Below are 21,444 nucleotides of genomic sequence, written 5' to 3' on the forward strand. Positions count from 1 at the left end.
TTTTTAATCGACTGACAGCCTCATCAAGTCACGTCAAATACATCTTTGTAACTGGTGTAATAAGTGATGAATGCCAGCGGAAGCATGATCAGGAAGCCGAGCATCAGCGGGATGGCCGCCACAACGAACAGGACAAATACGATCATCCCATAAACCAGAAATGGGATCATGTTTGCCCACGCCGCGCGTATGCTGAGCTTCATCGCGTCCACTGCGCCCATGTTGCGAAACACCACCAGTGTGGGTGCAAACCAATATGCCATCAGCAACGGTATCAACAAGGCCAGCGCCACCAATACGGCCAGGCCAGTACCGCTACCGAGCATTTCCGGCGTAACGACATTGCCGGCCTCCGGATGCCCTTGTAACATCATGGCAACCAATGCTCCACCACCCAGCGCCGTCATGACACCGGCAATGAGGATCAATCCCACCAGGTAAATTCCGCCTATAGTGACCAGTTGCGCACCATGAGATTTAAAACCGGCGAACAGGTGCGCTATTTCCAGTTCCTCACCTGATTCCATCGCCTTGCATCCAAGCATCAGCCCCGCGGTGAACGCGGGTGAGATAAGTTGAAATACCACGCTACCGATGCGCGGGATAATCCCCAGCAAACCTGCCACTAAAAAAATACTGACCGATAGCGCTATCCAGATCAGCGGGCTCTGCTTGAACAGGCCAAACGCCTGTTTGATCCATAACCAGCCGTGACCGGCAGGTACGCGACGAAATTCGGGGATGGTTTGCATGGTATTTACCTGTTGAAACTGGAAATCAAACCCAGACACGCTGCAGCTGCGACTGAGCGGTTACACGCTGACGCAGAATACGCTCAAAATGCACCGGATCTTTGGCATGGGTAAGTTCGCCTGGACGCGGAAAATGCAAATCATACAATCGCGACACCCAGAAACGCAGTGCCGCAGCACGCAGCATTACTGGCCAGGCGCCCCGCTCGATCGAGGTAAATGGCCGCACAGCATGATACGCACTCAGTAATGCCAGCATGCGTTCTTCATCCAGCCCACCCTCATCGCTCACACACCAATCATTGACGGAAATCGCCACATCGTAGAGCCATACATCATGGCAGGAAAAATAAAAATCGATCACGCCGCCCAGCCGCTCTCCGTCGAACAGCACGTTATCGCGAAACAGGTCAGCGTGCACCACGCCACGCGGCAGATCCTGCAAACGGTGCAGCGCCTGGAAACGCACCTCGTCGTGCAGCATCTGCGCCGAATCGGCATCCAGAAACGGCATAAGCTGCTGTGCCGTCACCTTCCACCATGCAGCGCCACGCGGGTTGTCACGCTGGAAAGGGAAAGTCTTGCCCGCCAAATGAATATCCGCGAGGGTTTCACCCACCTGAGCGCAATGCGCGATGCCCGGTGTTTCCAATGACTTGCCCGACAGACACGATACGATACTGGCCGGCTTGCCGTTCAGGCTGGTCAGCAGGCTGTCGGCGATAGTTGCCACCGGTTGCGGGCACGGCACGCCATGCCGCGCCAGGTGATCCATGAGATTGAGAAAATACGGCAGCTCATCATGCGTCAGCTTTTCGAACAGCGTCAATACATAACGGCCATGCGTGGTGGTGAGGAAGTAATTGGTGTTTTCGATCCCCGAAGAAATGCCGTTGAGTTCGACCAGCGTGCCGATAGCATACTGGCCAAGCCAGGTACTGGCTTCGTCGGGGGTAACGGTAGTAAATACAGACATGGTGACTAAGATGACCGTGGCCGCAAATTCGCGGCCAGCAATTAGAACGCCGGGACTACCACTCGTGTATCACCCACATCGGTGGATGGATGTTTGAACCCAAGCCTTCCTGGCGTGCAAAGGTGCCGTCGCCCAGCTGGTCAACCAGATAATAGGGTTTGCCCACGGCCGGCGTGACCTTGATCATATAGAGCTTGCCGTGCACACGGTATTCTTCGACCTTCTCCTGACCGCGTTTCTTGATGGTTATCTGAGGCGCATTGGCGTCATTGGTCAACCCTGGCGGTGGCGGTGGTGGTGGCGCATCCGGCAAAGGCTGCAGGTTATTTGGGCGATCCACTGCTGTAGCAGCAATTGGCAGCATGATTAGCAAAGCAGCAATGAGACGGCGCATGGTGGCGTCCTTATGTTTATACAATTGTTTTGATTTTAGCAGAGCCTGCAACACCGCCCTACAAATAAAGTTGAATTTCACGTTCCCGCGCCGAAGGCTCAAAACCACGCTTCTCATAATGATCAAAAATTGCCCGCACCACTTCTTCCGGCTGATCAATCACCTTGATCAAATCCATATCCTCCGCGCCTATCATGCCCTCGTTTACCAACGTGACCCTGAACCAGTCCAGCAAGCCGCGCCAGAATGGCCCATGGACCAGTATGATTGGGATTTTGCGGGTTTTCCCTGTCTGTACCAGGGTAAGTGCTTCCATTAATTCATCCATGGTGCCAAAACCGCCGGGCATCACCACGTATGCCGAGGCAAACTTGACGAACATCACCTTGCGCGCAAAAAAATGCGTGAAGCTCTGCGAGATATCCTGATAAGGGTTGTCATGCTGCTCGTGCGGGAGTTGAATGTTCAAACCCACGCTCGGCGATTTGCCAAAATAGGCGCCCTTGTTGGCGGCTTCCATAATGCCGGGACCACCGCCCGAGATGACCGAAAAACCCGCATCCGACAGTTGCCGTGCGATGCGCTCGGTGAGCCCATAGTAAGGGTGGTCGGCAGGTGTGCGGGCACTGCCGAACATACTTACCGCCGGACGGATCTCGCCCAGACGTTCGGTAGCCGATACAAACTCTGACATAATCTCGAACATGCGCCAGGATTCGCGTGCGTTATAGCCTGCATGGGCAGCAAGTTCCGGATCGGCGGGCAGAGGCAATTTTTCTTTAAGCATTTTGGGGTATCGTGGTGACAAAAAAGCTGCTGTTGGTGGATGGGTCGTCGTATCTGTATCGGGCATTTCACGCGCTGCCGGATATGCGCAACAGTGCCGGTGAACCCACCAGCGCGATTTACGGCGTGCTCAACATGTTGCGCCGGTTGAAAAAAGATATCGTCGCCGATTATAGCGCTTGTGTATTTGACGCCAAAGGCAAAACCTTCCGCGACGACTGGTATCCCGAGTATAAAGCGCACCGGCCATCCATGCCAGACGATCTGGCACGCCAGATCGAACCGCTGCACAACGCCATCCGTGCCATGGGCTGGCCGCTGCTGATGATAGACGGCGTCGAGGCCGACGATGTGATCGGCACGCTGGTCAAAATGGCCGAAGCTGAAGGCATGCACAGCATCGTGTCCACCGGCGACAAGGACATGGCGCAACTGGTCAACAAGCACGTCACGCTGATCAATACCATGACCAACGAAACCCTGGATGAAGCTGCGGTGCTGATCAAGTTCGGTATTCCTCCGGCGCGCATTGTGGACTACCTGACGCTGGTGGGTGATGCGGTGGACAATGTACCGGGGGTGGATAAAGTCGGTCCAAAAACCGCTGTGAAATGGCTCACCGAATACGGCACGCTGGACAATCTCATCGCCCACGCCGGGCAAGTGAAAGGTGCCGTGGGCGACAACCTGCGCCGCGCGCTCGACTGGCTGCCCACCGGCCGCAAGCTGATTACCATCCGCACCGATGTCGCTTTGCCCGTGGGTGTACATGAGCTGATAATGGATGCGCCGGACAAAGCCGCACTTAGTGCGCTCTACACCCACTATGAATTCAAGAGCTGGCTGCGCGACCTCGACAATGGCACGCCCTCCCCTGCCGCGGCTCCCGCCATAACAGACATGTTCGCCAGCGACGCGCTGCCCGCAACGCCCGCGCCGCATCATTACGACACCTTGATCACCCAGGCACAGCTTGATGCCTGGCTGACCAGGCTGATGGACGCCACGCTAGTATGCGTGGATACCGAAACCACCAGCCTCGACCCGCTCCAGGCGCGCATAGTGGGCATGTCTTTCGCTATCGAGCCGCACTCCGCAGCCTACCTGCCGCTCGCGCACGTCGGGCCGGATGCGCCTCAGCAGCTGGACCGCGACAGCGCGCTTGCGCAGCTCAAGCCCTGGCTGGAAGATGCCACCCGCGCCAAACTCGGCCAGAACCTCAAATACGACATGCACGTACTTGCCAACCACGGAATTCAACTGGCCGGGGTGGCGCACGACACACTGCTGCAGTCCTACGTGGTGGAATCGCACCAGTCGCGCAACATGGATAGCCTTGCCTTGCGCCATCTCGGGGTAACCACCATCACCTATGCCGAAGTCGCCGGCAAAGGGGCCGGTCAAATCGGCTTTGAGCAGGTAGACGTGGCGCGTGCCACCGAATACGCCGCCGAGGATGCCGACGTCACACTACAGCTCCATCAATCCATGTACCCGCGCATCGCCGCTGATGCCAGGCTGGACTATGTATACCGCCAGCTGGAAATACCCGTGTTATCGATACTCTGGAAAATCGAGCGCACGGGCGTACTGCTCGATGTTAAATTACTCGACGCGCAAAGCCGCGAACTCGGACAAAAAATGCTGGCGCTGGAGCAGCAGGCGCACACCGCCGCCGGCCAGCCGTTCAACCTCAACTCGCCCAAGCAGATTCAGGAAATCCTGTTTACCCAGCTGGGCTTGCCGGTAATCAAGAAAACTCCCGGCGGTGTGCCTTCCACCGACGAGGACGTGCTCACCCAGCTCGCTCTGGATTACCCGCTGCCCAAGCTGTTGCTGGAATACCGCGGCCTGGCCAAGCTCAAGTCCACCTATACCGACAAGCTGCCGCGCATGGTCAACCCCGCCACCGGGCGCGTGCATACCAGCTATTCACAAACGGTGGCGGTAACCGGGCGGCTGTCCAGCTCCGACCCCAACCTGCAGAACATCCCGGTAAAAACCGCCGAAGGCCGGCGCATCCGCGAGGCCTTCATTGCGCCGCCGGGCAGCCACATTGTTTCCGCCGACTACTCGCAAATCGAACTGCGCATCATGGCGCACCTCTCCAATGATGCCAGTCTGCTCAAGGCCTTCGCCGAGGACGCCGACATCCACAGCGCCACTGCTGCCGAAATCTTCGACATGCCCCAGCAGGAAATCGGCCCGGAACAGCGCCGCGTCGCCAAAACCATCAACTTCGGGCTGATCTACGGTATGTCCGCCTTTGGCCTGGCCAGCCAGCTGGGCATCGACCGCGCGGCGGCGCAGTCCTATATCGACCGTTACTTCGCCCGCTATCCCGGCGTCGCCGACTACATGCAACGCACGCGCGAACAGGCGCGCGAACAGGGCTATGTGGAAACCGTATTCGGGCGCCGGCTGTGGCTGCCGGAAATCCGCAGCGCCAACAAACAGCGCCGCGACGGCGCCGAGCGCGCCGCCATCAACGCCCCCATGCAAGGCACCGCGGCCGACCTCATCAAGCTCGCCATGATCGCCGTGCAGGGCTGGCTGGAACGCGAGCACCTGCACAGCCGCCTGATCATGCAGGTACACGACGAACTGGTGCTGGAAGTGCCGGATGTCGAACTGGAACGCATACGCGCTGCATTACCCGGCCTGATGTGCGACGTGACCAAGCTGGCTGCGCCGCTTAAAATCGGACTGGGTGTTGGATTAAACTGGGAAGCCGCGCATTGATCCCCAAGAACACATCATGGTGCCGCATGGGTTTGATGATGCAAATGATGTCGAGTATGCTTAACCAGCAAACCTTTTTGCGGCCTACCATTTAACAACTTGTCGATCGTCAATACTCTAGCTGTCGATTTCCGGCTTGCGCTGCGCAATATCCTGCGTCAGCGCCGGCGCAGCTTCATCGCTGTTGTTGCCATCGGCTTTGGCGTTATTGCCATGATGCTATCTTCAGGCTACATCGAATGGATTTTCTGGGCAAACCGTGAACTGACCACTGTTAACCAGCTCGGTCACATACAAGTGGCCAAACCTGGATACCACGAAGATGGCCAGGCAAACCCGTTGGCCTACCTGCTTCCGGAAAAATCCCCTGCATTGAATGTTCTCGAACATATACCCGGTGTAAAGTCGGTGACGCCTCGCTTGGCTTTCAACGGCCTGATAAGTCATGGCGAAAACACCATCTCCTTCATTGGCGAGGGCATTGACCCAGCCAAGGATCCATCAGCCCGCAATCTGGCCATCCTGGACGGGCAAGGACTCAACGCAAACGACCCGAAAGGTATCCTGATGGGAGCCGGGCTGGCCGCCAATCTTGGGGTAAAAACCGGCGACACGGTGGTGTTGCTCACTAACACATCTTCAGGAGGAATCAATGCCGTTGAGGGGCATGTGCGCGGTTTGGCATCGACCTCCTTGAAGGAATATGACGATACCATGCTACGCGTGCCAATCGGGATGGCACGCACATTATTGCGCACCAAAGGTTCCCATCTCTGGGTCGTGTCTCTGCAGCACACGGAAATGACTGATGAGGTCATGAAGCAACTGAAAGCAGACCCGGCACTAAAGGGTTACGAAATCGTGCCTTGGACGAAACTTGCAGACTTCTACAACAAGACCGTCGCGTTGTTTTCCAGTCAGATGAACATCGTCAAGTCCATCATCGCTCTGATCATCATACTCAGCATCAGCAACACCATGACCATGAGCGTCATGGAGCGCACCGTTGAAATTGGCACGGCGATGGCTCTGGGCGTCAGGCGCCAGCGCATCCTAGGCCTGTTCCTGATGGAAGGATCGCTGTTGGGTGCGATTGGGGGGACTTGTGGGGTAATACTCGGTTATCTGGCGGCCCGCATCATCTCGGCAATCGGCATCCCCATGCCGCCGGCGCCCGGCATGTCGCGCGGGTTCACCGCCGCAATCATGATCACTCTTCCCATTATCTGGCAGGCCTTGCTGCTGGCTTTATTAACCACGCTCATCGCCAGCATCTATCCGGCCTGGCGAGCATCGCGGCTGGTTATTGTCGATGCGTTGCGCCACAACCGCTGAGGAACCCAGGTATGTGGAAACTTGCTCTGCGCAATGTCCTGCGTCACAAAGCCCGAACCGGCATGACGCTATTGGCAATCATCGCCGGCGTAGTCGGCCTGATCCTGAGCGGCGGTTTTGTCCATGACATTTTTACCCAGTTGGGTGAAGCCCTGATTCATTCCCAGTCAGGCCACATACAACTTTCGCGCACCGGTTATTTCGAGCATGGTGCGCGTAGCCCGGAGAAATATTTAATCGCCAGACCAGAACCCATACGCAAGGATATCGCCGCGATACCCGGGGTGGATGATGTAATGGGCAGAATCTACTTTGCCGGCCTGCTCAATAATGGCCGTTCCGATCTGCCCATTGTTGGAGAGGGCGTGGAAGCCTCTCATGAGGCCAGACTCGGCAGCGGAATGGTGATCACGGCCGGACGCAAGCTCGAGGATAAAGACAAGAATGGCATGATGGTTGGTTACGGCTTGGCCCACGCGCTGAAACTCAAACCCGGAGACTGGGCAACCCTGGTGATGAACACCGCCGATGGCGCTTTGAACAGCCTCGACTTGCAGGTAGTCGGCATTTTTCAGACCTTCTCCAAAGATTATGACGCACGCGCTGTGCGCATTCCTTTGACTTCTGCCCAGAATTTGCTCGCCACCCAGGGGGTCAATACACTGGTGGTGTCATTAAAGCACACCCGCGACACGGCGCCGATCACCTCCGTATTGTCCAGAAAATTTGCCGGCGCCGGCCTGGAAGCGAAGACCTGGCTGGAGCTGAACGATTTTTATGCCAAAACCGTGAAGATGTATGACGTGCAGTTCGGCGTGCTGCGCATCATCATCCTGTTAATGGTGTTGTTGAGCGTGATCAATAGCGTCAATATGAGCATCTACGAACGTGTGGGCGAATTCGGCACCATGATGGCTCTGGGCAATCGCAGTAGCAAAGTATTCGCTTTGATCATCACGGAGAACACGATTATCGGCCTGGCTGGGGCCACTATCGGTGTGGTGCTGGGCATCGCCCTGGCGCTGATTATCTCTGCCATCGGCATTCCCATGCCACCACCCCCCAACGCGGATCTGAGCTACACCGCCCACATCCGTGTCGTACCTTCGGTGGTTGCAGGCGCTTTCGCAGTGGGGCTGATTGCCACCTTCATCGCCGCGTTTCTGCCAGCAGCACGGGTACATCGCATACCTGTGGTGGAGGCACTCCGCCAGAATGTTTAAGTTGTCGCCCCGCACCAGTAATTCAGGCTAGAAGTCGCGGCGCAGCTCCGTATAGACTCGATCCTGCTTGTTGTACTGACCGAACAGGCCGGTGGGCGGACCGCCGAAGGTGTCCAGCCCGAATGCCAGACGCCAGTTGCGTTCGAACCCCCATGTTACTTTCGGTCGGAACATCCAGTCGCTACGATTGAGGCTATGCACCGCCAGCGCTTCCACTTCCCAGTTGTGGCCAAGCTTATGATTGACCAGCAGGGAGACGTCATTCTCAATCCGGTCGGGGATAATATTCGGATCATGATTGAAATAAACACGCTGGTAGAACTGCGTATTGACCCGGGTCTTCGAAGTAGGATTGAAATCCAGACCCACAATCCAGTCGAGCGTATTCTGTTTCACCAGACCGTTGATATCAGCAAGACTCAGCGTATTGTAACTGCGCCCGCTGGTGTACACGGCTTCAGCCTTCAGCACGAATGAGCCCAAATCCTTGGCCAGGGTTCCACCGGCTTGCCAGATGCGGTCATGTCTGGGCGTGTATACGAAATATGGCGTGGGTGCGGTCATCAGCTGACGATAGAAGGTTTGCTGGCTGTCCATGCTGCTATAAAAGAAGCCCGACATGTCCCAGCCATTGGTCAACTGGTTAAGCCGCAAGCCGTAATTGGTATTGCTTAAGCGATTACCGGGCAACACTTCGTCCCGGAACGCAACCGGGTAACCACTCGGCGTGGGTGGATAGGGATAAAAATCCGATCCGGCGCCGGGCTGGCTGAAGTCTTTCGGCTTGCCGATCTTGTCGTAGCTGGGGACGGGAATCCAGATCAGCTCAGCATGAAAATCGTCCTTGAAATACTCGGCGCGAGCCGCCCATTGCGGGATGCGCAGCATTTGGAAGTCGGGCAGGATGAATTCACGTAAATCCTTGGCGGAGACAACGTCGGCAACGAACACTCCCACCATTTCTCCCCACACAATCTGTTGCCGCCCTACACGCCAATCCAGGCCTCCTCCGCTAAAGTCCAGATAGGTTTCACGAAACTGGAGCCCGAAGCGCTGGTCATCACGTACTGCATCCTGATAGTAATTGGTGAGGTCATAAACTGCATTGTAGTCCAGGCGCCCACTGACCTTCCAATGCATACCCTGACCCAGCTTGCCCTCTGTACCAAGCTCAAAACGTCCCATGACTTTCGACCAATGCGCAGGATGCGGATAAGTGTAGGCAAACTCGGTTTGGGCAAACCCGTGCCATCGCGAAGGTGCTTTATCCTTGCCTGGCGATAACCCCGCATCATCGAAAAGCGATGCTTTGCTGTCCGGCACGCCTTTCTCCGTCTTGGTCACGGATTTGCTACCCTGTTCAGAATCAGAATCGATACCAAACAATGAATCCTTTGATTCCGGCGCAGCCTCAGCCGCCTTTTTGGAAACGGGTTTATCTGTACTGCTTGTCGCAGGAGGCGCATCGAAAAGCGTATCCCTGGATACCGGCAATTCAGTATTTCCGGAAGCCAGCAAGAAAGCGCCTTGTTTGCCAGACATATTCAAGGCATCCGTTCCAGACGCGCCCGCCAGGACAGGCGCCCCCAGCACCACCACCCCTACCGCCCTTGCCCAACGTAAAATCATGCTATCCCTCTCGTTCACTCGCCAATGTGGAATTTGTACTAACCGAGTTCCATTTCTTATCAGTTTTAATGCCGAGCATGGTGACATGACCATCATCGATGCGTATCAAACGATCCGCCATCGACATGACACGGCGATCATGGGTGGAAAAAATGAAAGTTGTACCGTAACGCCTGTTGATCTCTTTCATCAGATTCAGAATGCTCTCACCTGTTTTGCTATCCAGGTTGGCGGTCGGTTCGTCAGCCAGAACAATGCGCGGATTGATTACCAGCGCTCTTGCAATCGCGACTCTCTGGCGTTGTCCGCCGCTCAGCTGATTAGGCATATGCTTGCCGTAGCGCTCCAGCCCAACCACATTCAGAAACTTCTTGACCCGCTTATGCCGCTCTTCGCGAGTGATTTCCGGGAGTTGAAGCAGCGGGTATTCCACATTTTCCCAGGCTGTCAGTACCGGAAACAGGTTAAAGGTTTGAAAGATAAATCCCGTGGTGCGTGCGCGCAAGTCAGCCAGTTGATTGGGCGAGCGACCGGTCACCTCGACATCATCGATAAAAACCTTGCCTTGAGTCGGGTTGTCGATACAGCCAATGATATTTAGCAGCGTGGTTTTGCCGCTACCGGAAGGCCCGGCAATGGCCAAAAACACCCCCTCCTCGATGGAGAGTGTGATATCTTCGAGCGCAATAACCTTTTGCTCCCCGAGTAAATATTCTTTGGTTACGCCTTCGACCCGGACCAGACTCATCGCATCATATCCGTACAAGGCAGCATCGTTTGAAGGATTAATACCATGTCCATGACCTCCATTTTCCGTGCCGGTTTTTTAACAAGTTTCCTGTTCCTGGCTTTGGCGAGTACTGCCATCGCTGCCGAGTCGCCTTCTGATTCCAAGGCAGACTCGCTTGCCCGCAGCATCCTGGAAAAATCCGACGAGATACGATTTCCAGCCCAGGGCTTCCAGGTCGACGTCGATATCACCAGCTCTTCGCCCGGAGCAACACCGGAAAAACGAAAATACCGGATTCTCTCCAAAGGTAATGAGAATACGGTGGTCATGATACTAGAACCGGCGTCAGAACGGGGGCAGATCATGTTAATGAAAGGCCGTGACCTCTGGGTCTTCATGCCCGACGTCTCCCAGCCCATTCGGCTTGGGCTGGCCCAACGCCTGACTGGTCAGGTCGCCAACGGCGATCTGGCGCGCGCCAATTTCTCAGGCGATTACAATCCCAAATTGCTGCGCACCGAAAAGCTCGACGGTGAAGAGTACTACGTCCTCGAACTGGACGCCGTGGACCGAAGCGTGACGTACCATCGAGTCATGCTATGGGTCAACAAATCCAACTATCGCCCGCGCAAGGCCGAATTCTATTCCCTCTCCGGCCGTCTGCTGAAGACCAGCACGTACGAAAACTTCGAAACCATGGCGGGAAAACCGCGCCCGACACGTTTGCTCATACAGGATGCGCTCAAGTCCGGCGACACATCAGTGCTGGACTACAGCAACATGAAATTGCGCGATCTACCCGACAAGGTTTTTAACAAAGACTACCTCAAGAAACTGCAATAAATCATTTAACCCGCTTCATAACAGGCTTCAGTGCCCATGGATATTTGCCCTAAGGGCACAAAACCAGGTTCGTTGCAAAGCACAGGAATACATAAACTATCCGCGAAATGGTTTCAGGAAAATAAAAAATGACCCAATCACGTCTTGCCTTGATTACCCTGATTACAGCAAGCACCCTGCTCACCGCCGCCTGCGAAACCGTGAACACCACGCAAGGTGGCACGATTGGCGTAAATCGCAAACAAATCATGTCGCCGCTGGTCTCCAGCCGGCAACTCGAACAACAGGCATCCCTGGCTTATACCGACCTGATAGGCAAGGAAGCCAAACAGGGTGACCTGAATCCTGATCCGGCACAAACTGCGCGCGTACGGCGTATTGTTGACCGCTTGATTCCACAGACCGCAGTGTTCAGACCGGATGCATTGAAATGGAACTGGCAGGTCAATGTCATCCGCTCGCCGGATGTCAATGCGTGGTGTATGCCCGGGGGAAAGATCGCCATCTACACCGGCATACTCGACAAACTGAAACTGAGCGATGATGAGATCGCTGCAGTGATGGGTCATGAAATCGCTCATGCGCTGCGCGAGCATGCGCGCGAGCAAGCTTCCGAGCAGACGCTGGCGCAATTGGGATTGCTGGGCGCATCGCTGGCCGGCGCAGGCCAGAACACGGTCAATGCAGGGAGTCAACTATACCAGCTCGGCATCGGTTTGCCGCACAGCCGCACGCACGAAACCGAAGCCGATCGTATCGGTGTGGAACTCGCGGCGCGCGCTGGGTATGACCCACGCGCCGCCATCTCGGTGTGGCAAAAAATGACCCGGCTCGGCGGCAGCCGCCCACCGGAATTCCTGAGTACTCACCCCAACCCTGAATCACGCATGCGTGATCTGCAGCAATACGCAGAAAAAGTAATGCCGTTGTATTTGCAGGCAAAAAAAAACTAGCCATACAGTTTTGCCGCAACTGCGGATTGCGTATAAAATAGGCAGCCTTTTCTTCACTGCCGTCCTCACATGCGCATAGGTGTGCACACCCTCAAGAACAATCTGATTGTCGCTCCCATGGCGGGTGTGACCGATCGGCCATTTCGCCAGCTGTGCAAGCAGATGGGAGCGGGTATGGCAGTGTCGGAGATGGTAACTTCCAACTCTCTTTTATATGGTTCGACCAAGACCGCGCGCCGCGCCAACCATGACGGCGAAGTGGATCCGATTTCGGTACAGATTGCCGGTGCCGACCCCGCGATGATGGCAGAGGCAGCGCGTCATAATGTTGATCGCGGCGCGCAAATCATCGATATCAATATGGGCTGCCCGGCCAAGAAAATCTGCAACGTGATGGCGGGCTCGGCGCTGCTGCAGGACGAACCGCTGGTAGCGCGGATCCTGGAAGCGGTTGTCAATGCCGTGCCCAATGTGCCGGTCACACTCAAAATACGCACCGGCTGGGACAAGCAGCACAAAAATGCGCTCACCATTTTGAATATTGCACAGAACAGCGGCATCCAGGCGCTGGCGATGCATGGCCGTACCCGTGCCTGCGGCTACACCGGCAATGCCGAGTACGACACCATTGCTGCAGTCAAGGCCGCAGCACACATCCCCATCATCGCAAACGGTGATATCACCACACCGGAAAAAGCGAAATTCGTGCTCGACTACACCGGTGCGGATGCTGTCATGATTGGTCGCGCCGCCCAGGGCCGTCCATGGATTTTTCGGGAAATCGAATACTTCCTGCAAACCGGCTCGCATTTGCCTGCGCCTGAAGTCGATGAAATCCACCAAGTATTGCTTGATCATTTGCATGATCTCTACGGATTTTATGGCGAATATGCAGGAGTACGCATTGCCCGCAAACATATCTCCTGGTACACCAAAGGCCTGCAGGATTCCGCCACCTTTCGCCACGCCATGAACCAACTGCAAAACGTTGCCGAACAGGAAGCTGCAGTGAACGAATTTTTCGACCGGTGCCGCGCACGCGGACAGCGTCTCGATTACGTCGAACCCGACAATAACAACTTCAACGAAACATCGCTTGCCGCATGATGCGGCGAGCATAGGGAGATTCAGCAAGGTGAGAAAAGAAAAAGAAAATGACATTCCGGCATGTGTGGCACGCGCCATGGATGATTACTTTCGCGATCTGGACGGGGAAGTGCCGACAGGAATATACGACATGGTAATGGCCTGCGTGGAGCAGCCACTATTGGAGCAAGTTCTGCTTTTCGCTGAAGGCAACCAGACTCGCGCCGCCGAATACCTGGGTATCAACAGAAATACCCTGCGCAAGAAAATGGCGCAATACGGAATCAAATAAACTTATTTTTTGCCACGGAGTTCACAGAGAACTCCGTGGCAAAAGCTTTTTAAACAATCAGGATAAACAACATGGCATACATTGAACGCGCGCTGATCAGCGTTTCCGACAAGACCGGCGTGCTGGAATTTGCCAAAGGCTTGCACGAATTCAATATCGAAATTCTGTCCACCGGCGGCACCGCCAAAATGCTTGCCGAGCATGGCATCCAAGTGACCGAAGTGGCGGATTACACCGGCTTCCCGGAAATGCTCGATGGCCGGGTGAAAACCCTGCACCCCAAAATCCACGGCGGCATTCTGGCGCGCCGCGACCTCGCCGAACACGCCGAGGCGGTGCGCGCTGCCGGCATCGGCTACATCGACCTGGTGGTGGTGAACCTCTATCCGTTCAGTCAGACTGTCGCCAAGCCCGATTGCACTCTGCCCGAGGCAATCGAGAATATCGACATTGGCGGCCCGACCATGGTGCGCTCCGCGGCCAAGAACTACCAGCATGTTGCCGTGGTGACGGATCCGGCCGATTACGCCAGCGTGCTCGCCGAGCTCAAAGCCAACCACGGCTCGGTATCCACCGCCAGCTGCTACAACCTGGCGCGCAAGGCGTTTTCGCATACCGCCGAGTACGACAGCGCGATTTCCAATTACCTGACCGCGCGCGAACTGAATGGCGAACGCGCCGATTTTCCCAGCCGTCTCAACCTCAATTTCGAGCGCATGCAGTCGATGCGCTATGGTGAAAATCCACACCAGGCAGCGGCGTTCTACCGCGACATCAAACCGGCCGCAGGCGCGCTGGCGCATTACACCCAGCTGCAGGGCAAGGAATTGTCCTACAACAATATCGGCGACGCCGACGCAGCGTGGGAATGCATCAAGACTTTCGATACGCCGGCCTGCGTCATCATCAAACACGCCAACCCCTGCGGCGTGGCGCTGGCGCCTGATACGCTCGGCGCCTACCAGCGCGCACTGGCTACCGACCCCACCTCGGCGTTTGGCGGCATCATCGCCTTCAACCGCGAGGTCGATGCCGCCACCGCCGAAGCGGTATCCGGCCAGTTCATGGAAGTGCTGATTGCACCGGCCTACACTGCGGCCGCACTGGCGCTGCTGGCGAAAAAGGTGAACGTGCGCGTGCTCGCCGTGCCGCTTGCTGCAGGCCACAACGCGCTGGAGCTCAAACGCGTCGGCGGCGGCTTGCTGGTGCAAACCGCGGACACCTTCAACATCAGCGCCGCCGATTTGAAAGTGGTCACGCAGCGCCAACCCAGCCCGCAGGAAATCCAGGACATGCTGTTCGCCTGGCGCGTGGCCAAATTCGTCAAATCCAATGCCATTGTATTTGCCGCCAACGGCCAGACCTTGGGTGTGGGTGCCGGTCAGATGAGCCGGGTGGATTCCACCCGCATCGCCGTCATCAAGGCCGGACAAGCCAACTTGCCTCTGGCTGGTTGTGCTGTCGCTTCCGATGCATTCTTCCCGTTCCGCGACGGCGTCGACATTCTTGCCAGCGCCGGTGCCAAGGCTGTGATTCAGCCGGGCGGCAGCATCAAGGATGCTGAAGTCATCGCCGCTGCAGATGAGCATGGAATCGCCATGGTATTTACCGGGCACCGGCATTTCCGTCACTGAGTTTTGACAGGTCAACTATGAAAGCTCTAGTCATTGGTTCCGGTGGTCGCGAACATGCTCTGGCCTGGAGGCTGGCCCAGTCGCCGCGCATTTCAAGAGTGCTGGTTGCGCCCGGCAATGCCGGCACGGCGCGCGATCCGGCGCTCACCAATGTGCCGGTCAGCGCCATTCCCAGCCTGGTGGAATTTGCCCGGCGCGAAGGCGTCGCGTTCACCGTGGTCGGGCCGGAAGCACCGCTGGCCGCCGGCGTGGTGGACGCATTCCGTGCGGCCGGTCTGAAAATCTTCGGCCCCACCCAGGCTGCTGCCCAGCTCGAAGCCTCCAAGGATTTCGCCAAGGCATTCATGGCGCGGCACAACATTCCCAGCGCAAAATACCAGACTTTCAGTGCCGCACAGCCAGCGCATGCCTACATCGACGCCAACGGCGCGCCTATCGTCATCAAGGCCGATGGGCTGGCGGCAGGCAAGGGCGTGGTGGTCGCGCAGACTCTGGCAGAGGCTCACGCGGCGGTGGACATGATGCTGGAAGGAAACAAGCTCGGCAGCGCCGGTGCACGCGTGGTGATCGAGGAATTCCTCACCGGCGAGGAAGCCAGCTTCATCGTGATGTGCGACGGCGAGCACGTACTGCCGCTGGCCACCAGCCAGGACCACAAACGCCTGCTGGACGGCGACGCCGGTCCAAATACCGGCGGCATGGGCGCTTATTCGCCGGCACCGGTGGTCACCCCGGAAATCCATGCGCGCGTGCTGCGCGAAGTCATCGCTCCGGTGATGGCCGGCATGAAAAAAGAGGGTGTGGCCTACACCGGATTTCTTTACGCCGGACTGATGATCGACGCCGCAGGCCATATCAAGGTGCTGGAATTCAACTGCCGCATGGGTGATCCGGAAACCCAGCCCATCATGCTGCGCCTGAAATCCGATCTGGTCGGCATCATGGAACACGCCGTCAATGGCACGCTGGACAAAGTGGAAGCCGAGTGGGATCGGCGTACCGCACTGGGCGTGGTGCTGGCGGCGGCGAATTACCCGGATGCGCCGCGTAGCGGCGACGAGATTGCCGGACTGCCCAGGGATGAGGAAGACTTCCATGTATTTCACGCCGGCACGGCACTCAAGGACGGCAAAGTAGTGACCAGCGGTGGACGCGTGTTATGCGTCACCGCGCTGGGCGACAGCGTGAAAATTGCGCAGCGCCGCGCCTATGAGATTGCCGATCAGATCCACTTCGACGGCTGCCAGATGCGGCGCGATATCGGTTACCGTGCAATTGACAAAAAACCCCGTTGATTCCGTGTTGCGTGGCTGGCTGAAGACAGGTGGCGTCATTGCCTACCCCACCGAATCCTGCTATGGGCTGGGTTGCGACCCGATGAACCCGCACGCCGTCAGACGCATTCTGCAGCTCAAGGGAAGGCCGAAATCCAAAGGGCTGATACTGATCGCTGCGCGCGTCGAACAACTCAAACGCTACGTGGATGCCGAAGCATTGCAGGCTGCCCGGCATTCCGGCTATTGGCCGGGGCCAGTCACTTTGCTGCTGCCCGCGACCGGGCATTGCCCGCCCTGGCTCACCGGACGCCACACCAAGCTGGCGGTACGCGTCACCGCGCACCCGCTCGCGGCCTCGTTGTGCGAGCGCTTCGGCATGGCACTCGTTTCCACCAGCGCCAATCGGGCAGGCGGCAGGCCACTGAAAAACGCTCGCGACTGCCACCGGATGTTCGGCAATCAAATCCGCGTCATTCCCGGTAAAATCGGCATAGCCCGGCGTCCCAGCACCATTATCGATTTTGCCAGCGGCGATATCCTGCGCAGCTAAGGAACGAAACATGAACACCGATTCAATCAAGGAATATCTTCTGGAACTGCAGGAGCTCATTGTCGAGCGCATGGAACAGATCGACGGCAAGCCCTTCCTGCGCGACAGCTGGGCGCGCCCGGAGGGCGGTGGCGGTATCAGTTGCGTACTGGAAGACGGCAACGTGCTGGAGCGTGGCGGGGTGAATTTCTCCCACGTGTTCGGCGACAACCTGCCCCCTTCCGCCAGCGCGGTGCGGCCGGAACTGGCAGGACGCAGCTTCGAAGCCATGGGGGTGTCGCTGGTATTCCACCCGCGCAATCCCTATGCTCCCACCGTGCATTTCAATGTGCGCTTTTTCATGGCCACCCAACCCGGCGCCGAGCCGGTGTGGTGGTTCGGTGGCGGCATGGACTTGACGCCGTATTACGGCTTCGAGGAGGATGCGGTGCATTTTCATCACGCCTGCCGCAAAGCGCTGAATCCGTTTGACGCCGCCTATTACCCGCGTTTCAAGCAATGGTGCGACAAGTATTTTTTCCTCAAGCATCGCAACGAGCCGCGCGGTATCGGCGGGATCTTCTTTGACGATTTCAACGAGGGCGATTTCGATTCCAGCTTCAACCTGATGCAAAGCGTGGGCGATCATTTCCTTTCCGCCTACGCGCCCATCCTGGAACGCCGCATGGATACCCCTTACGGCGAACGCGAACGCGATTTTCAGGCGTATCGGCGCGGTCGCTATGTGGAATTCAACCTGGTGTATGATCGCGGCACGCTGTTCGGCCTGCAATCCAATGGCCGTGCCGAATCCATTCTGGTATCCATGCCTCCGGTGGTCAAATGGCGCTACCACTGGCAACCTGAAGCGGGCACGGCGGAGGCACGCCTGTACAGCGATTTTCTCACTGGCAAAGACTGGCTCGCCAGTGCTTAACCCGGTCTAGGCGGCATCATGGCATCCACGCGCAGCAAACTCATTATTACCGGTAGCGGCCTGCTCATCGTAGGCGTACTGGCGGGCTTTCTCGCCTGGGAGTTCACCACTTCCACCTTGCAGGCAAAATTTCTCAGCGAGTATGCCGCGCGCATGCATTTCAAGCTGGAACCCGGCCCCAGCCCATCCATCCGCTTTCCGCATGATGGACCTTATGACGTGCGCCTTGGTTACACCCGTCTGCCGGACTTCAGCAAGCGCCTGACAAGTTCCGGCTTCGCGATTGCTGCGCAGGCACGCATCAGTCCGGCCATGGCGCAAATGGCCGATAACGACCTATTCCTGCCCTACCATGAAAAAGACCAGGCCGGCCTCACCCTGTACGACACCACCGGCGCGGTGATGTTTTCCAGTCGCACGCCGCAACGCGTATTCAGCGATTTTCAGAGCATTCCCTCACTGGTGCGCAACTCGCTGCTGTTCATCGAAAACCGCGAACTGCTGTCGACGGATAATCCCAAGCGCAATCCAGCCGTGGAATGGGACCGGCTGGCACAGGCAGTCACGGACAAGATTATTCAGATATTCCACCCTGCGCACGACGTGCCGGGCGGCAGCACCCTCGCCACGCAGATCGAAAAATACCGGCATTCGCCGGATGGCCTGACCTTGTCCATGGGCGACAAGCTTCAGCAAATGGAATCGGCATCGGTACGCGCTTATCTGGACGGTGAGAACACCCTGCCCGCGCGCCGCAGGGTGGTGCTGGATTATCTCAACACGGTGCCGCTCTCAGCCGCACCCGGCTTTGGCGAAGTGATCGGCCTGCCCGACGCGCTGTGGGCATGGTACGGCCTGGACTACCGGGAGGTGACGCGTCTGCTCAATGCCAACCAGCCTGATCACGCCACCGCCAATGCCTACAAACATGTATTGTCGCTGCTGATTGCGCAGCGCAAACCGTCGTTTTATCTGGGCAGCAATCGCAAGGCTCTGAACGATCACACCAACATCTACCTACGCCTGCTGGCCAAAGCCGGGCTGATCAGCCCGGCGCTGCGCGACGCCGCACTGGCTATCCCCTTACATTTCAATATCCAGCGCGCGGTCAGCAACCGTGACTTTGTCGAACAAAAAGCCGCCAATGCCGTGCGTTCACGGCTGGCCGGCTTGCTTGGCATGAATCGTCTGTACGACGTGGACCGCCTCGACCTGTCCGCCAACAGCACCCTGAACGCCGCCGCGCAAAAGGCGGTAAGCCGCTTGCTGATAAGCCTCAACTCGCCCGAGGGTGCGCACGCGGTAGGTATCTACGGAAAAAATCTGTTGAGCCCGGAGAATGATCTATCGAAGATCATCTACAGCTTCACCCTGTATGAAATAAGCCCGCAAGGCGCGCTATTGCGGGTTCAGGCGGATAACCTCAACCAGCCGTTCGACATCAACAAAGGCGCCAAACTCGACCTGGGCTCCACCGCCAAACTGCGCACCCTGATCAGTTATCTGGAAATCGTCAGCAAGCTGCACAATGCGTATCTGCATCTGCCTGACAAGCGCCTGCATGAAATCGCCCGACAGGATAACGATGCGATTGCCCAGTGGGCAGCTCAATACCTGTTCACTGCGCAGGACAAAAGCCTTGCTGCGATGCTGGAGGGCGCGATGAACCGCACCTACTCTGCGGATCCGTCTACCGGTTTCTTCACTGGTGGCGGATTACTTCATTTCGTCAACTTCAACAAGGACGACAATGGTCGCCGCATGAATCTTTGGGAAGCCACACGCAATTCGGTCAACCTGGTCTATATCCGCGTGATGCGCGACATTGTGCGCCACTATATTGCGCAAAACCCGGGTGTCGTAGGCAGGATTCTTGAAGATGCCAGCAACCCTGCGCGTAAAACTTATCTGGAGCGCTTTGCCGACCGGGAAGGGCAAGCCTTCCTGCTGCGCTTTCATAAAAAATACCGCGGACTGAATCCTGCCCAGGTGACTGAAAAACTGTTTTCCGAAGTGCATCCGGTGCCGCGCAGACTGGCAGCGATTTACCGTTATGTCGCTCCGGACGCGCCTTTCAACGCATTTGCCAGTTTCCTGCGTGGACGCGCGCTGGATGGTGCGACGCTGTCGGACAGGGAAATCCAGACGCTTTACTCGCAGAACGCAAGCGGTGCTTACTCGCTCGCGGACCGTGGCTACATCGCGCAGATTCATCCGCTGGAATTGTGGCTGGTGCGCTATCTGCGCAGCCACCCGGCCGCTACTTTTGCCGACATTGTCTCTGCCAGCCATGATCAGCGCATCGAAGTGTATAACTGGCTGTTCAAGACCAGCCGCAAAAATGCTCAGGATCAGCGCATCCACAGCCTGCTTGAAGTCGAAGCTTTCCAGAACATCTATCGCGACTGGAAGCGGCTTGGCTACCCGTTTGACAGTCTGGTGCCTTCCTATGCCACCGCCATCGGCAGCTCGGCTGACCGCCCCGCCGCACTCGCCGAATTGATGGGCGTGGTGGTCAACAACGGCGTACGTCTGCCGGCGGTATCCATCCAGAAATTGCACTTCGCTGCCGGAACACCCTACGAAACCGTGTTTGTGCGCCAGCAACCGCAAGGCGAGCGCCTGCTCCCCGTCGAGCTCACACAGGTAGTGCGGCGCGCATTGCAGGGCGTGGTGGAACAAGGCACCGCCGCGCGTCTGAAAGGCGCGTTCAAGGACAGCAAAGGCAACCCCATTATCATGGGGGGCAAGACTGGCACCGGCGACCATCGCTACAAAACTTTTGGGGCAGGCGGCAATCTGCTCACCTCACGGGTAGTAAATCGTACCGCTACCATGGTGTTTTTCCTCGGCGATCGTTTCTTTGGCACCATGACCGCGCTGGTACCCGGTGAAGAAGCCGCCAAGTACCGTTTTACCAGCTCCTTGCCGGCTCAACTGCTCAAGGAAATGGGACCGGAATTAAGCAATGTTCTGGCGCCGGCCGAAGGTCAGGCCGCTGCCGAAACCAGTCAAGCCCCCGCAGCCGTGTCCCCACCGCCGCCAGCCAAACCGCAGCTCTCACAGCCGCCCGCTTCCGATAAAAAGGCAGCGATACCCACGCCCCCTGTAATACCGACACCTGACTCTGAGCCAGCGGAAACCATTCCTGGCGCACCGCCCACACCCGATACAAATAGCGGCACTCCTGAGTTAACTGCGCCCGCTGATGACCATAAGCCCAAGCGCGAGGAAACCTATTGAACACCCAAGAGTCCGTATCAAGGCTGAACTACACGCAGCCCTGCGCTGTTTTCCACAATTGGTTAAAATGGACAGGTTTATAA

The 21,444-nt window shown here is 57.2% G+C and carries 18 protein-coding genes; 12 read left to right on the forward strand and 6 right to left on the reverse strand.

Features of this window, described 5'->3' with window-relative positions; translation table 11 throughout:
* Positions 1 to 23: 23 nt before the first annotated feature.
* Genes ACFDAU_RS14140 through ACFDAU_RS14155 form a run of 4 tightly spaced genes read right to left on the reverse strand, consistent with a single transcriptional unit; the run spans position 24 to position 2,909 of the window.
* On the reverse strand, positions 24 to 752 hold the full coding sequence (locus ACFDAU_RS14140) for a BPSS1780 family membrane protein (RefSeq protein WP_413437543.1): 729 nt from the start codon (positions 750 to 752) through the stop codon (positions 24 to 26).
* A 25-nt stretch (positions 753 to 777) separates the two neighbouring features.
* Positions 778 to 1,728 (reverse strand): homoserine kinase, encoded by a 951-nt coding sequence (locus tag ACFDAU_RS14145; RefSeq protein WP_413437544.1) that lies wholly within the window; start codon positions 1,726 to 1,728, stop codon positions 778 to 780.
* Between the two features lie 55 nt (positions 1,729 to 1,783).
* Entirely contained in the window at positions 1,784 to 2,122 is a 339-nt protein-coding gene (locus ACFDAU_RS14150) for a DUF2782 domain-containing protein (protein WP_413437545.1), read from the reverse strand.
* A gap of 58 nt (positions 2,123 to 2,180) precedes the next feature.
* On the reverse strand, positions 2,181 to 2,909 hold the full coding sequence (locus ACFDAU_RS14155; RefSeq protein ID WP_413437546.1) for a TIGR00730 family Rossman fold protein: 729 nt from the start codon (positions 2,907 to 2,909) through the stop codon (positions 2,181 to 2,183).
* Between the two features lie 11 nt (positions 2,910 to 2,920).
* Here ACFDAU_RS14155 and polA point away from each other — a divergent pair, with 11 nt between their 5' ends.
* The 3 genes from polA (at position 2,921) to ACFDAU_RS14170 (ending at position 8,208) form a co-directional block, all read left to right on the forward strand.
* Entirely contained in the window at positions 2,921 to 5,650 is a 2,730-nt protein-coding gene (gene polA / locus ACFDAU_RS14160; protein ID WP_413437547.1) for a DNA polymerase I, read from the forward strand.
* Positions 5,651 to 5,749: 99 nt separating this feature from the next.
* The gene (locus tag ACFDAU_RS14165) at positions 5,750 to 6,985 is read left to right on the forward strand and encodes an ABC transporter permease (protein WP_413437548.1); all 1,236 of its coding nucleotides are present in this window, start codon (positions 5,750 to 5,752) and stop codon (positions 6,983 to 6,985) included.
* An 11-nt stretch (positions 6,986 to 6,996) separates the two neighbouring features.
* Complete coding sequence (locus ACFDAU_RS14170; protein ID WP_413437549.1) at positions 6,997 to 8,208, forward strand: ABC transporter permease; 1,212 nt, start codon at positions 6,997 to 6,999, stop codon at positions 8,206 to 8,208.
* Positions 8,209 to 8,235: 27 nt separating this feature from the next.
* Here the strand turns inward: ACFDAU_RS14170 and ACFDAU_RS14175 are convergent, their stop codons facing one another.
* Entirely contained in the window at positions 8,236 to 9,837 is a 1,602-nt protein-coding gene (locus ACFDAU_RS14175; protein ID WP_413437550.1) for a DUF1302 family protein, read from the reverse strand.
* Between the two features lies 1 nt (position 9,838).
* The gene (locus ACFDAU_RS14180) at positions 9,839 to 10,585 is read right to left on the reverse strand and encodes an ABC transporter ATP-binding protein (RefSeq protein WP_413437551.1); all 747 of its coding nucleotides are present in this window, start codon (positions 10,583 to 10,585) and stop codon (positions 9,839 to 9,841) included.
* Positions 10,586 to 10,630: 45 nt separating this feature from the next.
* Here ACFDAU_RS14180 and ACFDAU_RS14185 point away from each other — a divergent pair, with 45 nt between their 5' ends.
* The 9 genes from ACFDAU_RS14185 to ACFDAU_RS14225 all read left to right on the forward strand — a co-directional run bounded on the left by ACFDAU_RS14185 (position 10,631) and on the right by ACFDAU_RS14225 (position 21,361).
* Complete coding sequence (locus ACFDAU_RS14185; protein WP_413437552.1) at positions 10,631 to 11,410, forward strand: outer membrane lipoprotein-sorting protein; 780 nt, start codon at positions 10,631 to 10,633, stop codon at positions 11,408 to 11,410.
* A 128-nt stretch (positions 11,411 to 11,538) separates the two neighbouring features.
* Positions 11,539 to 12,363, forward strand: a complete 825-nt coding sequence (locus ACFDAU_RS14190) for a M48 family metallopeptidase (protein WP_413437553.1) — start codon at positions 11,539 to 11,541, stop codon at positions 12,361 to 12,363.
* Between the two features lie 69 nt (positions 12,364 to 12,432).
* On the forward strand, positions 12,433 to 13,470 hold the full coding sequence (dusB, locus tag ACFDAU_RS14195; RefSeq protein WP_413437554.1) for a tRNA dihydrouridine synthase DusB: 1,038 nt from the start codon (positions 12,433 to 12,435) through the stop codon (positions 13,468 to 13,470).
* A gap of 76 nt (positions 13,471 to 13,546) precedes the next feature.
* Positions 13,547 to 13,741: a helix-turn-helix domain-containing protein gene (locus ACFDAU_RS14200; RefSeq protein WP_124703264.1), complete on the forward strand. Its 195-nt coding sequence runs from the start codon at positions 13,547 to 13,549 to the stop codon at positions 13,739 to 13,741.
* Between the two features lie 71 nt (positions 13,742 to 13,812).
* Positions 13,813 to 15,375 (forward strand): bifunctional phosphoribosylaminoimidazolecarboxamide formyltransferase/IMP cyclohydrolase, encoded by a 1,563-nt coding sequence (purH, locus tag ACFDAU_RS14205; protein WP_413437555.1) that lies wholly within the window; start codon positions 13,813 to 13,815, stop codon positions 15,373 to 15,375.
* 17 nt (positions 15,376 to 15,392) lie between these two features.
* Complete coding sequence (gene purD, locus ACFDAU_RS14210) at positions 15,393 to 16,670, forward strand: phosphoribosylamine--glycine ligase (RefSeq protein WP_413437556.1); 1,278 nt, start codon at positions 15,393 to 15,395, stop codon at positions 16,668 to 16,670.
* Positions 16,651 to 17,202, forward strand: a complete 552-nt coding sequence (locus tag ACFDAU_RS14215) for an L-threonylcarbamoyladenylate synthase (protein ID WP_413437557.1) — start codon at positions 16,651 to 16,653, stop codon at positions 17,200 to 17,202. Before purD ends, ACFDAU_RS14215 begins: the two co-directional genes overlap by 20 nt.
* A 10-nt stretch (positions 17,203 to 17,212) precedes the next feature.
* Positions 17,213 to 18,118 carry an oxygen-dependent coproporphyrinogen oxidase gene (hemF, locus tag ACFDAU_RS14220; protein ID WP_413437558.1) on the forward strand — a complete coding sequence of 302 codons (906 nt, stop codon included), beginning with the start codon at positions 17,213 to 17,215 and terminating at the stop codon, positions 18,116 to 18,118.
* Positions 18,119 to 18,136: 18 nt separating this feature from the next.
* Positions 18,137 to 21,361: a transglycosylase domain-containing protein gene (locus ACFDAU_RS14225; protein WP_413437559.1), complete on the forward strand. Its 3,225-nt coding sequence runs from the start codon at positions 18,137 to 18,139 to the stop codon at positions 21,359 to 21,361.
* The last annotated feature ends 83 nt before the right edge of the window (positions 21,362 to 21,444 follow it).

This window comes from Sulfuriferula sp. GW1 (genome assembly GCF_047300855.1).
Taxonomy (GTDB): Bacteria; Pseudomonadota; Gammaproteobacteria; order Burkholderiales; family Sulfuriferulaceae; genus Sulfuriferula.

Bases quoted from the DNA above. Each gene is read 5' to 3' on its own strand.
- ACFDAU_RS14170 (WP_413437549.1), top strand. From the start codon at position 6,997: ATGTGGAAACTTGCTCTGCGCAATGTCCTGCGTCACAAAGCCCGAACC.
- ACFDAU_RS14225 (WP_413437559.1), top strand. From the start codon at position 18,137: ATGGCATCCACGCGCAGCAAACTCATTATTACCGGTAGCGGCCTGCTC.
- hemF (WP_413437558.1), top strand. From the start codon at position 17,213: ATGAACACCGATTCAATCAAGGAATATCTTCTGGAACTGCAGGAGCTC.
- ACFDAU_RS14175 (WP_413437550.1), bottom strand. From the start codon at position 9,837: ATGATTTTACGTTGGGCAAGGGCGGTAGGGGTGGTGGTGCTGGGGGCG.
- ACFDAU_RS14145 (WP_413437544.1), bottom strand. From the start codon at position 1,728: ATGTCTGTATTTACTACCGTTACCCCCGACGAAGCCAGTACCTGGCTT.
- ACFDAU_RS14180 (WP_413437551.1), bottom strand. From the start codon at position 10,585: ATGAGTCTGGTCCGGGTCGAAGGCGTAACCAAAGAATATTTACTCGGG.
- ACFDAU_RS14155 (WP_413437546.1), bottom strand. From the start codon at position 2,909: ATGCTTAAAGAAAAATTGCCTCTGCCCGCCGATCCGGAACTTGCTGCC.
- dusB (WP_413437554.1), top strand. From the start codon at position 12,433: ATGCGCATAGGTGTGCACACCCTCAAGAACAATCTGATTGTCGCTCCC.
- ACFDAU_RS14150 (WP_413437545.1), bottom strand. From the start codon at position 2,122: ATGCGCCGTCTCATTGCTGCTTTGCTAATCATGCTGCCAATTGCTGCT.
- ACFDAU_RS14190 (WP_413437553.1), top strand. From the start codon at position 11,539: ATGACCCAATCACGTCTTGCCTTGATTACCCTGATTACAGCAAGCACC.
- ACFDAU_RS14200 (WP_124703264.1), top strand. From the start codon at position 13,547: ATGGATGATTACTTTCGCGATCTGGACGGGGAAGTGCCGACAGGAATA.
- ACFDAU_RS14140 (WP_413437543.1), bottom strand. From the start codon at position 752: ATGCAAACCATCCCCGAATTTCGTCGCGTACCTGCCGGTCACGGCTGG.
- purD (WP_413437556.1), top strand. From the start codon at position 15,393: ATGAAAGCTCTAGTCATTGGTTCCGGTGGTCGCGAACATGCTCTGGCC.
- ACFDAU_RS14185 (WP_413437552.1), top strand. From the start codon at position 10,631: ATGTCCATGACCTCCATTTTCCGTGCCGGTTTTTTAACAAGTTTCCTG.
- purH (WP_413437555.1), top strand. From the start codon at position 13,813: ATGGCATACATTGAACGCGCGCTGATCAGCGTTTCCGACAAGACCGGC.